At 37.0% G+C, this 15,354-nt stretch carries 12 protein-coding genes; 5 read left to right on the top strand and 7 right to left on the bottom strand.

Annotated elements, in window-relative coordinates; all coding sequences use genetic code 11:
- Positions 1–17: 17 nt before the first annotated feature.
- From xylA to GQR60_RS02610, 3 genes are all read right to left on the bottom strand, one after another.
- Complete coding sequence (gene xylA / locus GQR60_RS02620) at positions 18–1,343, bottom strand: xylose isomerase (protein ID WP_124991437.1); 1,326 nt, start codon at positions 1,341–1,343, stop codon at positions 18–20.
- Between the two features lie 45 nt (positions 1,344–1,388).
- Positions 1,389–2,870, bottom strand: coding sequence for a xylulokinase (locus tag GQR60_RS02615; RefSeq protein ID WP_124991436.1), 1,482 nt, complete (start codon positions 2,868–2,870; stop codon positions 1,389–1,391).
- An 86-nt stretch (positions 2,871–2,956) separates the two neighbouring features.
- Positions 2,957–3,952, bottom strand: a complete 996-nt coding sequence (locus GQR60_RS02610; RefSeq protein ID WP_124991435.1) for a GntR family transcriptional regulator — start codon at positions 3,950–3,952, stop codon at positions 2,957–2,959.
- A gap of 125 nt (positions 3,953–4,077) precedes the next feature.
- Between GQR60_RS02610 and GQR60_RS02605 the strand changes: the two genes are divergently transcribed.
- On the top strand, positions 4,078–5,523 hold the full coding sequence (locus GQR60_RS02605; protein WP_124991434.1) for an SDR family oxidoreductase: 1,446 nt from the start codon (positions 4,078–4,080) through the stop codon (positions 5,521–5,523).
- Positions 5,524–5,589: 66 nt separating this feature from the next.
- Here the strand turns inward: GQR60_RS02605 and GQR60_RS02600 are convergent, their stop codons facing one another.
- The gene (locus tag GQR60_RS02600) at positions 5,590–6,669 is read right to left on the bottom strand and encodes an AbiH family protein (protein WP_124991433.1); all 1,080 of its coding nucleotides are present in this window, start codon (positions 6,667–6,669) and stop codon (positions 5,590–5,592) included.
- Between the two features lie 254 nt (positions 6,670–6,923).
- Here GQR60_RS02600 and GQR60_RS02595 point away from each other — a divergent pair, with 254 nt between their 5' ends.
- The 3 genes from GQR60_RS02595 to GQR60_RS02585 all read left to right on the top strand — a co-directional run bounded on the left by GQR60_RS02595 (position 6,924) and on the right by GQR60_RS02585 (position 8,231).
- A complete protein-coding gene (locus tag GQR60_RS02595) occupies positions 6,924–7,349 on the top strand; it encodes a VOC family protein (RefSeq protein ID WP_124991432.1) in 426 nt (141 codons plus the stop codon).
- Positions 7,350–7,435: 86 nt separating this feature from the next.
- On the top strand, positions 7,436–7,876 hold the full coding sequence (locus GQR60_RS02590; protein ID WP_124991431.1) for an NUDIX hydrolase: 441 nt from the start codon (positions 7,436–7,438) through the stop codon (positions 7,874–7,876).
- Between the two features lie 43 nt (positions 7,877–7,919).
- Positions 7,920–8,231 carry an ASCH domain-containing protein gene (locus tag GQR60_RS02585; RefSeq protein ID WP_124991430.1) on the top strand — a complete coding sequence of 104 codons (312 nt, stop codon included), beginning with the start codon at positions 7,920–7,922 and terminating at the stop codon, positions 8,229–8,231.
- 378 nt (positions 8,232–8,609) lie between these two features.
- On the opposite strand, the gene GQR60_RS02580 is transcribed toward GQR60_RS02585, so the two are convergent.
- The 3 genes from GQR60_RS02580 to GQR60_RS02570 form a co-directional block, all read right to left on the bottom strand.
- Positions 8,610–9,737 carry a lactonase family protein gene (locus tag GQR60_RS02580; protein ID WP_225441316.1) on the bottom strand — a complete coding sequence of 376 codons (1,128 nt, stop codon included), beginning with the start codon at positions 9,735–9,737 and terminating at the stop codon, positions 8,610–8,612.
- A gap of 115 nt (positions 9,738–9,852) precedes the next feature.
- The gene (locus tag GQR60_RS02575; RefSeq protein ID WP_124991429.1) at positions 9,853–12,468 is read right to left on the bottom strand and encodes a T9SS type A sorting domain-containing protein; all 2,616 of its coding nucleotides are present in this window, start codon (positions 12,466–12,468) and stop codon (positions 9,853–9,855) included.
- Between the two features lie 133 nt (positions 12,469–12,601).
- A complete protein-coding gene (locus GQR60_RS02570; RefSeq protein WP_124991428.1) occupies positions 12,602–13,978 on the bottom strand; it encodes an MATE family efflux transporter in 1,377 nt (458 codons plus the stop codon).
- 313 nt (positions 13,979–14,291) lie between these two features.
- Between GQR60_RS02570 and GQR60_RS02565 the strand changes: the two genes are divergently transcribed.
- Positions 14,292–15,128, top strand: a complete 837-nt coding sequence (locus GQR60_RS02565; RefSeq protein ID WP_124991427.1) for a mechanosensitive ion channel family protein — start codon at positions 14,292–14,294, stop codon at positions 15,126–15,128.
- Positions 15,129–15,354: the final 226 nt, after the last annotated feature.

Below are 15,354 nucleotides of genomic sequence, written 5' to 3'. Positions count from 1 at the left end.
GAGTTTATAAGATTTATTTAAATATACCAGTTAATTAACTGCTCTAACATTTCTTGTTTTCCACTTAGTTGTTTTGGTTCCCCAACTTCTTTTGCAATCTTTCTAAGATCTTCTAAAGAAAGGTCTCCGTTAGCAAATGCTTTTCCATTTCCTGATTCGAATGAAGAGTAACGGTCTTTTTTCATTTGTAAATATGGAGATTCGGTTCTGATTTTATCAGCAATAACCAATGCACGTGCAAAAACATCCATTCCACCAATGTGAGCAATGAAAATATCTTCTAAATCAGTTGAATTACGTCTGGTTTTTGCATCAAAATTGATACCTCCGTGAGTAAATCCACCATTCTCAAGAATTGGTAACATGGCCGCAACACTTTCATAAATGCTTGTTGGGAATTCATCAGTATCCCATCCATTTTGGTAATCACCTTTATTCGCATCAATACTTCCCAACATGTTGTTGTCAACAGCAGTTTGTAATTCGTGCTCAAAAGTGTGACTTGCAAGTGTAGCATGATTTACTTCAATATTAATTTTGAAATCGTCAGCCAAACCATACTTATTCAAGAATCCCATTACAGTAGCCGAATCAAAATCGTACTGATGTTTCATTGGCTCCATTGGCTTAGGCTCAATAAGGAAAGTTCCCTCGAAACCATTCTTACGACCGTAATCACGGGCCATAGTCAGGAATCTTGCCATATGATCCAATTCCTGTTTCATATCGGTATTGAAAAGAGACATATAACCTTCACGACCTCCCCAGAATACGTAACCTGTACCACCTAAAGCAATAGTAGCATCCAATGCATTTTTAACCTGAGTACCCGCATTAGCGATTACATTAAAATCAGGATTGGTAGAAGCACCATTCATGTAACGGGCATTCGAAAATACATTCGCTGTTCCCCACAACAATTTAACTCCTGAGTCAGCTTGCTTTTGTTTTGCATAGTCAACCATAGTAGCCATTCTCTTCTCAATCTCGAAAACTGTACCATCACCAGCAACATCGGTATCGTGAAAACAGTAGAAAGGCACACCTAATTTTGTAATAAATTCAAATGCAGCATCCATTTTCGATTTAGCAGCACTAATTGCATCAGCTTCATTTCCCCAAGGAAATTTTTGAGTTCCAGGTCCGAATGGATCTCCGCCATCGCCACAGAAAGTATGCCAGTAAGCCACTGCAAAACGCAAATGATCTTTCATAGTTTTACCTGCAACAACGCGGTTCTCATCGTACCACTTATATGCCATAGGATTTTTTGATTCCGGTCCTTCGTAAGCAATCTTACCAATTCCAGGAAAATACTCTTTGTCTCCTTTTAGAATAGTCATGATGTTCTTTCTTATTAAATTATCAATCTGTTTATTAGCTATCTACTATATATTTTTTTGCAATTCTTTGTTCCAGCGATCATATGCCTTCAACATTTCTTCACGAAGACTTTCGTCAGGCTTGATTGTACTGATTTTCTCCAATCCTGCGAAAGCTTCTTCCAGAGAAGAATAAATGCCTGCACCAAATCCTGCCCCTCTTGCGGCTCCCAACGATCCATCAGTATCATACAATTCAATGGTTGCTCCTGATACGGTTGCTAAGGTTTCCCGAAACAAGGGACTCAAAAACATGTTTGCATGTCCGGCACGAATTACATTTGGCTGTACGCCGATTTCCTTCATTACTTCCATTCCATAATAAAATGAAAATGCGATTCCCTCTTGTGCTGCTCTGTAAATGTGAGCATCGGTATGTCGGTTCAAGTTCAAATTCGAAATTTGAGCACCTATTTCACGATTGTTCAAAACACGCTCAGCTCCGTTTCCAAATGGCAGAATTGTTATGCCATCCGATCCAACAGGAATTTCCATTGCCTTTTCGTTCATTTCTGCATATGACAGTCCTTTCGCCACATTATGATTCAACCATGAATTCATAATTCCGGTTCCATTAATGCACAACAAAATTCCAAGACGATTATTCTCTTCCGTATGGTTCACATGAGCAAATGAATTTACTCTTGAATAAGGATCAAATTTCACCTCATCGCTAACACCATATACCACACCCGAAGTACCTGCTGTAGTTGCAACTTCGCCTGGTTTCAACACATTTAAAGACAATGCATTGTTTGGCTGATCTCCTGCACGATAAGAAACTACCGCACTGCTCGAAAAGCCTAATTCTTTAGCAATTTCAGGAAGCACCTGTCCCTGATTCGAGAAAGTATCAACAATTTTAGGCAATACATCAGCCGACAAACCATATGCATTCAGTACATCTTCCGAAACTGAATTATTTTTAAAATCCCAAAAAATTCCTTCCGACAAACCTGAAACAGTAGTACAGGTTTCTCCGGTTAATTGCATCGCAATAAAATCTCCGGGCAACATTATTTTATAAATTTTCGCAAATATTTCAGGTTCATTCTCTTTCACCCAAGCCAATTTGCTGGCAGTAAAATTTCCTGGAGAATTTAGCAAATGCGACAAACATTTGTCTTTTCCAATACTTGCAAAAGCTTTATCGCCGATTTCAACGGCTCTGCTGTCGCACCAAATAATTGAAGAACGAACCGGCTTCAAATCTTTATCAACACAAACCAAACCATGCATCTGATAAGAAATACCAATGGCTTTAACCATCTCCCCATCTATATTTGCTGTTTGCATTACACTTTTGATTGCCTGCTTTAGATTACTCCACCACATTTCAGGATCTTGCTCGGCCCAACCAATTTCGTGTGCCGTAATTTCCATTTCCTTTTTGGGAAAAAAATCAGCAGCCAAACATTTGCTGCTCTCAGCATCCAATAATGATGCTTTAACTGAGGAACTTCCTATATCTAATCCTAATAAATACATTTTCTATTCTTTTTTACCGTTCTGCCCTGTTCTGTTCTGATGCAAATTTAAAAATGTTTTTTTAATAAAAAAACATTTTTAAAAAACTATAAAGATTTTCTCATTACAAGTTGAGTTGGTACACAATAATAAACCCGTTCAGATGTAGTTACAAACTCTGCAACCTTTTTGCCCATTAGATCAAAATCTGTTGATATTACAGTAATTCCTTTGTCGATATATTTTTTCATTGGTGTCTCATTGTAAGAAACAAGTCCTATATCTACGCCAAATTCCAGGTTTTTCTCTCTTGCTTTATCCAGAATCTTAGCCATTGCCCGATCACTAACCGAAAAATAAGCCGCACCCTTTTTCACATCGATGGAATCAATATCAGTATAAATGGAATGTTTTATCTTGTTTTGTTTGCAAAAGCGCAGAAAAAACTCAACGGTCTCGTATGGATGATAAGTATAATCCGGGTAAATCATACTAAACTCTTTGTATTTCTTTATCTCCCCCAAACCAGACTGCAGAGAAGTAAGAACAGACTCTCCAAAGTCCTGAAAGATTTGAGAATGCTGATCATCAGCCTTAATGTTCCAATCAATAATCATTACATTCTTTGGATCCAACTGCTTCAAACAGGCGGCCACTTTGGGATGATCAAAATTCATGATAATGTATTTGCTGTACTTGCCAACACTCTCTCGAATCTGAGATTTAAATACATCGATATTGTAATGATGAAAATGCAGATCCACAATTACATTATCTGCTAATCTTTTCCTGAAACTATCGTACAAAACCTCTTTGTACGCTTTAAAAGTATCCAAAAACAAAAACACTCTGGTTATTTCACCCGAAACAAAATATCCTTTATTCGGAACAGATTCAATCACGTTCCTTTTCTTCAATTCAGCATATGCCTTAAATACAGTGTCTCTGGATAGAGAACACTCCCGGCACATCTCATTTACCGAGGGCAATACATCGCCTGGCTGGAATATTTTTTGGCTGATCGCATCCTGAAATGCTTGAATTAATTGTTGAAATTTTGGGATTGGAGAGTTGCTGTCCGGAGTAAATTGAAATGCTTTCATGCGTATTATCGATTCAAGTATTCTGTTCTGTTATGGCTCAAATGTATAAATAAATTTTTAATCGGTAAAAACTGAGCTTATTATTTAGTAAATTGATACTTCTTATCCTACAAATTCATTTTTAGATGAAAATACTACTTACAGGAGCCAATGGTTATATAGGGAAACGATTACTACCCGTCCTGCTGGAGCAAGGGCATACTGTTGTCTGCTGTGTTCGTAATAAGGAACGTTTCTCACCACAAGAAATTGATCATCCCAATTTGGAAATCTTCGAAGCCGATTTATTGGATTTACAATCTTTACGCAAACTACCAGTGGATATTGAGGTGAGTTACTATTTGATTCATTCCATGCTTCATGATACCGATGGATTTGAAAAATTGGAGAAAACCTGCGCACAAAACTTTGTAGAATTTATCGATAAAACACAAAACCGGCAAATAATCTATTTAAGTGGTATTGCCAATGTAGAAGTACTTTCGAAACATCTTGAATCAAGAAAACTGGTGGAAGACATTCTAAAAAAAGGCAAAAGTTACCACACCATTTTACGAGCTGGAATTATTGTTGGCTCGGGAAGTGCTTCATTTGAAATTATTAGAGATTTGGTTGAAAAATTAGCCATTATGACAGCGCCCAGATGGCTACTCACAAAATGTCAACCCATTGCAATCCGCAACGTTATTGATTTTTTAACCAAGGTTATTGATCACGATGAATGCCTGAACCAAACTTTTGATATTGGTGGCCCTGAGGTGTTGAGTTATAAAGAAATGCTGCAGCAATACGCCGAAGTTAGAAAGCTGCCAAGAATCATCACCACCCTTCCGGTAATGACTCCCCGCCTTTCTTCCTATTGGTTGTATTTCATCACTTCAACCTCCTATAATCTGGCCTTAAACCTTGTCGACAGTATGAAAATTGAAGTGATTTGCCGTCCGAACAATCTGGCATCAAAACTGCAAATTACTTTAATGCCCTACAAAGAAGCCATAGAGCGGGCAACCGGAAAAATTAAACAGCAAATGGTGATCTCTTCGTGGACAGATGCTTTGAGCAGCGGTATTCTGCCCAATGAAAAAATGAAGTATGTTGAACCTCCTGATTTTGGATGTTATACTGATAATAAACGTTATAAATTCACGAACAATCTGGAACAGGTAATTGAGAATGTTTGGGCTTTAGGCGGCGACAGAGGTTGGTATTACGGCAATTGGCTTTGGCATTTGCGTGGCTTGCTCGATAAACTTTTTGGTGGTGTTGGTTTGAACAGAGGACGAAGACATCCTACTGAAATTGAAATGGGTGATTCTCTTGACTTTTGGCGTGTTCTGCTTGCCGATAAAGAAGGCGGAAGACTATTGTTGTATGCCGAAATGGTTTTACCCGGTGAAGCCTGGCTCGAATTCACAATAAACAGAAAGAATAATGAAAATTTCATCTCCCAGAAAGCCACTTTTCGCCCCAAAGGAATCATGGGAAGATTGTACTGGGCCTTGAGTTATCCATTTCATCTTTTTATTTTCAGAGGAATGGTAAAGGGGATTATAAATTATCGGAAGAAATAATTAGACTAGTATCATAGATATGAAGATTTGGATTAAAAAAAGAGAATAATTAGCCGCTTTTTTCTATTATATTTTTGCTGATTCAAGCTTTGGTTGTGGCATCGGTTCACATAATTCCAGTGATACAACCTTTCTTCTCATTACACCCTTGTTACTAAAGTGTCTATATATTTCATAAGTCCTTTCTACGAAATCATTATCCTCTTCACTTCCGTGATAAAATATTTTTATAGACTTACAGTATTCCGACTCAAATATACTTCGAAGCATAGTTCTATCGGAAATCCCACATGAGTGACCATAAATATGGACTTGAAAATTATCAGATTCAATAAACGATAACAAGGAAGAATAATTCTGATTTTTTGAGTAATCGAACGATTTTATATGCTTAAAATATTCGTTACCGTCTTTATCTTCAAACTCTAGAAACTTTTTATCAAACTCATCACCAAACCCAAAAATTGGAGCACCTTTCGTTCCATCTAAATTTCCGTGAATGTAGTTAATTGAAGCAGTCATTTTCTTTTTACATTCGACTAAGTAAGGCTCGCACGTATTGGTATAGTTAAAATTTAAAAAGTATAATGATTCTGGTTTAACTATTGTCTTGGCTCTTACCCTTGAAAATTCACTATAGTCAATAAGTTGGGTGAAACAATTAACAAGTGGAGATAAATCAAAATCATTTGAAAAATCATCCTGTTGTTTCTTTAGATATGTCATTAATTTATTTTTGAGAAAATCAAATTCCTCATTTAACTCACCCACATCAATTTGATTTGAATCAGCCGATTTTCCTAGTAAATTAAAATACTCTTTCTCAATATCAACCCAGTTTTTTGTTTCTATCGATTCATTTATCTTTCTTAATATATCTGAATTTATAGAAATATCAACGCTCATGTGATTTTTAAAATCTTCAAGCACTTTCGGTAATTCGCTAAATCCACTCGTGCTAAAATAATTCAAATCATTACCATAATCTTGCTTATGCTTTATATTTAAAAGCTTATCTGAATAAGTCCTATCCCTACAAAATTCTTCAATAGCATTATTATAATAATCTGTGATGAAGTGGTTAAAACTGGTCTTCATTCCATGTGCAAGGTCGAAGCCATTACCTACAATGATTAGTCGATTCATATATTATAATTCTATTATTAAACATTAGGGTTATGTAAAAGTAACAAAAGAGATAAATAATGTCCTAAATTGTTTACAAAAACAACTTTTCGGAGTATAATATAAATATGATATTTTACTCGGAATGAAATAAATTAAGTAAGAAACTATTTCAAGAAGAAGGTTTTTCCAATGCCAATTTAACAACATCTTTGTCCAGAGATTTTTACTATATTTAATACTCGTACAATTTTAAATCAATTATATATCACTCTATGAAAAAACGAGTAACAGGAATCGGGGGAATCTTTTTCAAATCGAAAGACCCAAAGGCAAGCAGAGAATGGTACAACAAACACCTGGGCATTCAGTGTCCTGACGAATACGGCGGCATGTTCGAATGGCGAAAAACCAGCAAGCCAGAAGAAACCGCTTATACAATCTGGAGTCCTTTCGAAGAAAAAACAGAATATTTTGAGCCTTCGAAAAAAGATTTCATGTTCAATTACCGTGTTGAAAATCTGGTTGAACTGCTTAAGGTTTTGAAAGAAGAAGGCGTTGAAATTGTTGGTGAGATTCAGGAATTTGAATACGGTAAATTTGGATGGATACTCGACCCGGAAGGCAATAAAGTAGAACTGTGGGAGCCTATTGAAGGACCATTCAGCGAAATGTACAAAGGAAAATCTACTTCAGAATAATTTTAACTTATTAATAAAAGATTAAAAACATTACTTACTTTGTTTGGACTTTTAAATTAAACAATACACTTTCAGTTTAAACACACATGAATAAACCAATTGTAGAGTTTCACCCCCCTTTTAGCATTGCATCGGAAAAATTGAAGTATTCTATTGTCTGTTCTCAATATCAGAACAAATGGGTATTTGTGCGCCATCGCTTGAGGGAAACCTGGGAAATGCCTGCCGGACATATTGAAAAAGATGAATCGGCCTTAGCTGCGGCAAAAAGAGAATTGTATGAAGAAACAGGTGCTACTCATTTTAGTTTGCGTGCGGTATGCGATTATTCCTGCGATTGGCAGGGAGAAATAAAATCAGGTAGAATCTTCTTTGCCAACATTCAGCAATTGGGTAAATTACCCGAATTGGAAATTGCAGAAGTCAAGCTTTTCAAAAATCTACCCAGAGAATTGACCTATCCGGATATTCAGAATTTGATTTTTGAGAGAGTAAAAGAGTTTTTGAATAAGATCCAGACACTTTAATTTCAGAATTATTTGATTTACAAAAACGACAACAATTAAATCCATGTCTCAAATTCACTTTCACGAAGATTTTTACATTCCTGTTCTTAAAGGAAGTAAAACACAAACAGCCCGAATCGATGAAGCATGTCCCGAATTAGGTACTGGAACGGCAATTTTTGATCATGGAAAATCAATTCCCATTGAAATCACCTCTGTTTCGTACAAAAGCTTTGATGAAATGAGTTTGGAAGAGGCACACAAAGACGGCTTCAAATCGAAAGATGAACTATGGTACGCTTTGCTGACTTTCTATCCCGATCTGCAAAAATCGGATTTGCTGATGTTAGTTGAGTTTAAACGTGTTGTTATTTAAAGCTGGAAATTCAGTTTTAAAAAACTTCATGTCTCAACTTTTTTGGGTGAGGTTTCTTAGAATTAGCCATATTTATTGACGGGCGAAGCTTCCCCATTTTGGGCGGGCAATACACCACCTGGGAATAATTCTCTGCAAATCGGGCGGGCAGTCCCCCACTTCGGAATAACTCTCAGCAAATCGGGCGGGCAATCCCCCATTTCGGAATGACTCTCAGCAAATCGGGCGGGCAATCCCCCACTTCGGAATGACTCTCAGCAAATCGGGCGGGCAATCACGACAAAATAGTAAAGGCATTCCTGAATACAAGCTAATATTCTAAACAGCCTACTATTTCGCCCCAAAAAAGTTCAAGTTTTAACTTATTTTTTGCCGGAGCTATTGCTGAAATAGAATACAAACCGGACTGGGCGCTTTTATTTCATCAACGAAAGTTAGCTTTCCGGTTACAGAATCTCTTTTAAAACTCACAATATTGTTGGTATTTTTGTTGGCAACCAGCAGAAATTTATCGTCGGGCGATAAGCTGAAATTACGGGGATGATCGCCACGTGTGGATTCATGTCCAACCAATTTTAAAGCTCCGTTTTCCTGTACTTCGAAAATAACAATGCTGTTGTGCCCACGGTTCGATCCGTATAAAAATTTACCGTCCTTTGAAATATGTATATCGGCAGTATTGCTTACTCCATCGAAATCGGCTGGCAAAGTACTTACATTCCCAATCATACTAACTTCTTCATTATCTGAAATTGAAAAACCAGTAATGGTATTGTCAAGCTCATTAATCACATAAAATATTTTTCCATTGGGGTGAAAAGCCAAATGCCTTGGTCCTGCCCCGTCAACCAAAGAAACTTTTGCCTGATTTGCCGGCACAAATTGATTGCTGACAGTATCGATGCTTGAAATCCACAACTCGTTGGTTCCCAAATCGACTGCAATAATATGATTTGAATTGGGCTGAAACCAAACACTATGGGCATGTGGCTGATCCTGACGATTTGCAACCGTTCCTGAACCGGTGTGTTGCTGCACATCCAAAAGATCAGACAATTCTCCATTCTCATCAACTTGTAAGTATCCAACATTACCTCCTGTGTAGTTGGCAGTTAGTACTACACCAGCATCATTTGCAGTAACAAAGCAAGGATGCGCTCCTCCGCTCGGCTTACAACTAATCAATTTTAACGAATCACCTGTCTGGTAAGATTCAACACTTCCCATGTTATTATCTTTCACCAATTCGTTGATAGACAAAAGTGTTTTTTGATTATTCGCAAAAGCCAAAAACGAAGGATTGGCTGTTTCAGCAACCAAACCAATCATTTTTAAATGACCATCTGCTTCCATTTTCAACTTGTAAATTCCTTTGGAATCACCATCGGTGTAGGTTCCCAGAAAGAAGGAGTATGTATTTTGCTTCACAGAAGTTTTGGGTTTAGAGTTTTGACATGCTGCAATCATCAAAATTGAAGCAATTAGTACAATGTTTCGTTTGATCATGAATGTGGTTTTTTTTAGAAGTCTAAAGATAAGGAAATATCATGATTAGAAAGACGGATGCAATAAAGAAACATTTGAATTTTTTGTTGAACCCATTTAAAGGGTTCTAAATATTTTAAATCACTACAATCTTCTTCTTCACCGTTCTATCCAAAAAATGAATGACTAAAAAAAAGATCCCTGCCGATAAACCACTCAAATCCATATCTGTTCGGTTGCTCGTCTTTTGGTGCTGAGAAAGCTTCCGCCCCTCCGAATCGAAAATTTCCACTTGAAACTCTGTAACCGTATCGTCTTCAATCACAATGGTAAATTCTCCCTTATTGGGATTGGGAAAAACTTTCACTGCGCCCAAATCTTCTTCTCCCGGTTCTTCGGGTGTTGGGTCGGGATCAGGATCGGTACCCGGATTGGGATCTGTGGCAAGAGTGTCTCGCACAAGTATTGTGTGATTTCCACCTGGCAAATCCACTGTAGCCTGAAGAATTCCATCCGAATTCGTGTCTCCTGAGCGCTCTAAAACATCATCTACAAATATTCCAAAAGATGTTTTACTTATTAAATCGAGCGCAAATATTTTAATTGTCCGATCACCAACAATGTCTTGAACAGAATAAGACACAGATGCCGTATCTCCCTGAGCATTTAAGAGGTATAGATGATTCTCCCAATCAACACCAATAGTGCTTTCGTTAGAATAAAGTGTTCCTCCTGCAACTGCCGGATTCAAATTGTCCCCAATCTTAATCGTATGCAAAAAAACGGTGTTCTCCTTCACTGCAATTGGTTCCACTTCAATTCGCCAGAATCCAGGGTGTTCATCATCCAAATTAACATTTCGGTTTGGCGGATAATTGGTTCCATCCACCCAATATTCATATCCGCTGCCACCTATTAAAGTTGTTGCACTAACTGCCGGCAATAAGGTTCGAACCGCAACACTCCCCTTGCCATTTGCGGCTTTATAATCTTTCCCGTTATAGGTGATGATATGATTTGCAACCTTTGTATTCGTAACGCTTCCGCTGATATCCGGTTTATTTACAAAGTGATTGATGTACTTGGCTTTTCGCACTCTGGAACTTGTATTTAATAAATGAACATGATCCAAAACAATTACACGGTCGGGCTTATGAAACAACAACCGACGTTCAAAACGATCCAATTTGTTTGCCTGATAAGAATCTGCTGCATCAGCCACCTGATAGGAAAAATCGGCACCTGAAACATAACGAATCCATTTCCCTCTTCTGTGCTGAACAGAAAAAACATCATCTAAATTTTCCAATCTATCCGATTCTATTTGCCCTCCGTCATTGGAAACACTTCGCCCAAGGTTTCGATAACTTTCTGTTCCATCGTAAACACAAATGGAATTGTGCGCTATGGTCCGCGTGTAGTAATTATTATAATGAGAAGTGCCAAACGAATCGTAAAACCCGGCATCCAAAATCAAAGGTTTGTCTTTTATAATGGTAAATGTGTTGTTATCCCGGTGCTCATGATCAGCCCGTTTAGCAGGAGCATTGTAAAACCATAGCATTGCTGCATCTTCGTTCCAGGAAGTACGGCTCACCGACAATCCGGTTTTATCGGCCCAATAATTGAGTGGCGGCTGTGGATGCGGTACGTAAGAAGCTGTAAAATCCTTGTACATCAGTTTAATAAAAACCAATATTGAATTGTTTAGATATTGTGATTGATTAAAAACCTGAACCAGATACTGACTTCGGGCATCTTGATATTCTGCTGCATGACGATACATTGCACGATTTGCCTGATCCAATTTTACAATGGCGTCACCCAGATGAATGCAATAATTATTCGGACGAAAAAAATACCAATACTGATTGACCGACTCACGAATCCAAGGCTGGGTTTTATAATAGTCCCGATCGGTTCCGTACTTCATATCGTCGAAGAACTGGTATTGATTCGGTAAATTTATCATTCCGTAGGCCGCACCCCAATTCCATCCGCCATCATCATCACGAAAGTGTGCAAAAGCCGGTAAAATGCCATTTTCCCACTTTCCAAGCAAAGTTTGATACCAGGAATTTACTTGAGACAATTGCGAAGAAGAAAGGCCATCGGCTCCATGCAGTGCAATAGCTGCACGCATTGTCATGATACAATTGTTTATGTTGTGACTGGTTACATAACTATTTCCTGAACCTGTTAAAATATAGTTGTTCATGAAATACTCCAGAACCCGATAGAAGGAAACGGATAAATTTTGCCGCTGCGTTACAGGAATATAATCGTAAGTCCAATCGAGAAGAATAGCGCCAAACTCACAATTTTCGCGAAGCAAATTCTCTTGAGTATCTCCTGAATAATTGTCGAAATTAATTCCATCGATATAAGTAATGTATTTCTCAATAATAAATTCACACCTCGCCTGAGCCAAATTATCAGTCCCTAACTGCAGTAAAAAAGCAGTCATTTTAGATAGCATATAGGAATCACCATTCGTCCAATTATAAGTCCACTGAGCTGAATTTGAACCAGCTAAGTAGTGATCGGAATCTGTAATCCAATTGTTATTGTAGCTATTTATAAATGTATTGTAGGTACTGCCGCTATCTCCACCCGAAATATTCGACTTTAGCCAATCGAATCTTTCCTTCCCCAATTCTACTCTTGGCCTGTTCGCATTTACCTGCGAATAAACCTGATAAGAAGATTGAATAAGAAATAGAAATAATATGATTGTCCTGAAGCCCCTCATTGATCCCGTCAGTTTAATACAAACATCAAATTACAAAAAATCGGGGAATCGAAATCTAAAAAAGATACATCGGAGACTTATTTAGAATACACAACACTCTGCATTTGTATACTAAAACGTATTAAAAATTAGCCTAGTACAATTTATTATTGAAGTCAATTTCCCGATTTAACTTTCGTAATTCTCTTATCAGGAAAGCTCCCGCCACAATGGCTGCACCAATATCGGATATGGGACCGGCAAACCAAACACCATCCAAACCAAGAAAAGTAGGAAGAATAAAGAGAATTGGGATTAATAAAATAACCTGACGCATTAATGTAAGTACAGCCGAAATGCCGGCTTTTCCTATCGACTGAAAATAATTCCCAACAACAACCTGAAAACCAACCACCGGTAACGCAATCAATATAATCCGTAAACCGTAAGACCCCATATCCAGTAATTCTGCACTGGAATTATTGAAAGCCTTAACAATTAATTCGGGGAATAACTGAACCCCAAGAAAACCAACAATCACAATTCCTGTTGCTGCTTTAATGCACAATATCAGACATTCTTTAACTCTGGCGTAATTTTGCGCCCCATAATTGAAGCCAAAAATAGGTTGCGCCGCCATATTTAGAGCCACCACAGTCATTACAATCAGCATGGCAACAGAGTTAATTACACCCATTGCTGCTATAGCAATATCGTTGCTGTACTCTACCAACTGCACATTATATAATGCCTGAACAAAACTTCCGGCCAATTGCATCGAAAATGGAGCAAAACCTATGGTTAAAATGTAAAAAACAATCTCCCGGTTCAATTTAAAATTTGAGAACCGAAGTTTTATGACTGATTTTTCGCTTCTGAAATGCCTGATTACCCAGATGCATAAGATCAATTGCGAAATAATCGTAGCATAGGCAGCTCCTGCAACGCCCATATCCAAAACAAAAATAAAGATGGGATCGAGAATGATGTTTGTGCCGGCACTAATCAGCATGGAGTACATCGCTATTTTGGCGTTTCCTTCGGAACGGATCAAATTGTTTAAAGAAAAGCCTACAACACTAAAAACCGCCCCGTAAAGAATAATATTTAGATATTCGTTGGCAACGAACATGGTATCATCTCCAACTCCAAAAATCCTGAGTAATGGATCCTTTATTAAAAATCCGATTACAGTAATAATAACTGAAACGATAATCATGAGAACAAATGAATTTCCCAAAACCCATTCTGCTCTGCCCAAATCTTTCTTTCCCAGATTGATAGATATTCGAACGCCTGCACCAATCCCGATTAGCATGCCAAATGCCATCATGATTAACATGATTGGAAACACTGCACTCAGACCTGATAACGCAATTGCACCAACACCTTGACCAATAAAAATCCGGTCGACTACATTGTACAATGAGTTAATAACCACCCCGGTAAAAGCTGGTAAGAAATACTTCCAAAGCAAGCTTTTGATACTTGCACTCTCCAACTCCTGAACATTCTTACTATTCTTATCCATAAACTTATTTCGAGATGCAAAAGTATCAATAATGCTCGCTTGCACTCAATTTTATATATAAAAAAAGGTTAAAAATCGGTAAACGCAAGCTAATGAAGGGTAAAGCGAACAAAAAAAACATGTTAACAATTTGTATTCTTCGTATTCTCAGATGAATCCTTTTTGACTTTTTGCCTCAGTTACAAGCACAATATTTATTTATTATTAATATTCATGAAACTTTTGCAGATTATAAAAAAATAATAGTTCTTTTGCGAAATTTATTTCCGAAATTAAACTCTTCAATAAAATAACCTTCAAGATAAAACCAAATATGTTTGCATCAATTGATAAGATATTAAAGTATCAACTCTTTAGCATTGACAATTATAAAATCACAATATTTACTTTGCTTAGTATCTTACTGATTTATATACTAACTAAAATATGTCTTTATTTAATTAAAAAAACCCTTTTTCGTAAGCACAAATTTGTTAAAACAGACGAAGGCAATACATATGCCCTGTTCCAGATCATAAAATATGTGGTTTGGATCATGTCGATTGGTTTAATGCTTGAAGCCATACATATAAAAGTAACTGTGCTTATTGCCGGCTCGGCTGCCTTACTGGTTGGTGTAGGTTTAGGTTTACAGCAAACCTTTAACGATATGATATCAGGAATCATCCTCCTCTCGGAGCGATCGATAAAAATTAATGATATATTGGAAATTGATGGAGATATAATTAAAATTCAGAGCATTGGATTGCGAACCTCAAAAGGTTTAGACAGAGATGAAATTTCGATTATTATTCCCAACTCGCTAATTACTACAAACAAAGTGATTAATTGGAGTCATCAATCTAAAAAAACCCGCTTCCGGATTCCTGTGGGAGTAGCCTACGGCTCTGATGTTGATTTAATATTAAAAACCTTAGAAGAAAGTGCTTTTGAACATCCCGATATTTACGAAAGACAATCTATTGAAGCCCGGCTTGTAAATTTTGGCGCCTCCTCATTGGATTTTGAATTGCTATTTTTCAGCAAAAACATCTTTAGAATAGGCAAGGTGAAAAGTGATATCCGTTTAATTATTAATAAAAAATTTATTGAGAACAATATAACTATCCCTTTTAATCAATTAGATGTGAATCTGAAAAAAGAAATCTAATTGCAAATTGCTCTCATATTGCTGTTTTCATGGTTTTGCCTGAATTAAAAGTATAAATGAAAAAATGAATACAAGTTTGTATTGATTCTCCTTTCAGGAAATGATCGTACTATTGCATCATTTCCATTACAAGTTGGCATAAAGTAGATATAAAAGGGGAAACAAGCGTTTAAAATTAATTTCCTACATTGGAAAATTTTAAATTGCTTCTCAACGAGAAAAATAA

Origin of the sequence: Labilibaculum euxinicum (genome assembly GCF_009795715.1) — a bacterium.
Lineage (GTDB): Bacteria > Bacteroidota > Bacteroidia > Bacteroidales > Marinifilaceae > Labilibaculum > Labilibaculum euxinus.
This window is presented reverse-complemented; position numbering and strand designations above follow the sequence as displayed.

What these genes read in the sequence shown, in the direction of transcription:
- xylA (WP_124991437.1), bottom strand. Translation starts at nt 1,343, where the DNA reads ATGACTATTCTAAAAGGAGACAAAGAGTATTTTCCTGGAATTGGTAAG.
- GQR60_RS02615 (WP_124991436.1), bottom strand. Translation starts at nt 2,870, where the DNA reads ATGTATTTATTAGGATTAGATATAGGAAGTTCCTCAGTTAAAGCATCA.
- GQR60_RS02610 (WP_124991435.1), bottom strand. Translation starts at nt 3,952, where the DNA reads ATGAAAGCATTTCAATTTACTCCGGACAGCAACTCTCCAATCCCAAAA.
- GQR60_RS02605 (WP_124991434.1), top strand. Translation starts at nt 4,078, where the DNA reads ATGAAAATACTACTTACAGGAGCCAATGGTTATATAGGGAAACGATTA.
- GQR60_RS02600 (WP_124991433.1), bottom strand. Translation starts at nt 6,669, where the DNA reads ATGAATCGACTAATCATTGTAGGTAATGGCTTCGACCTTGCACATGGA.
- GQR60_RS02595 (WP_124991432.1), top strand. Translation starts at nt 6,924, where the DNA reads ATGAAAAAACGAGTAACAGGAATCGGGGGAATCTTTTTCAAATCGAAA.
- GQR60_RS02590 (WP_124991431.1), top strand. Translation starts at nt 7,436, where the DNA reads ATGAATAAACCAATTGTAGAGTTTCACCCCCCTTTTAGCATTGCATCG.
- GQR60_RS02585 (WP_124991430.1), top strand. Translation starts at nt 7,920, where the DNA reads ATGTCTCAAATTCACTTTCACGAAGATTTTTACATTCCTGTTCTTAAA.
- GQR60_RS02580 (WP_225441316.1), bottom strand. Translation starts at nt 9,737, where the DNA reads ATGATCAAACGAAACATTGTACTAATTGCTTCAATTTTGATGATTGCA.
- GQR60_RS02575 (WP_124991429.1), bottom strand. Translation starts at nt 12,468, where the DNA reads ATGAGGGGCTTCAGGACAATCATATTATTTCTATTTCTTATTCAATCT.
- GQR60_RS02570 (WP_124991428.1), bottom strand. Translation starts at nt 13,978, where the DNA reads ATGGATAAGAATAGTAAGAATGTTCAGGAGTTGGAGAGTGCAAGTATC.
- GQR60_RS02565 (WP_124991427.1), top strand. Translation starts at nt 14,292, where the DNA reads ATGTTTGCATCAATTGATAAGATATTAAAGTATCAACTCTTTAGCATT.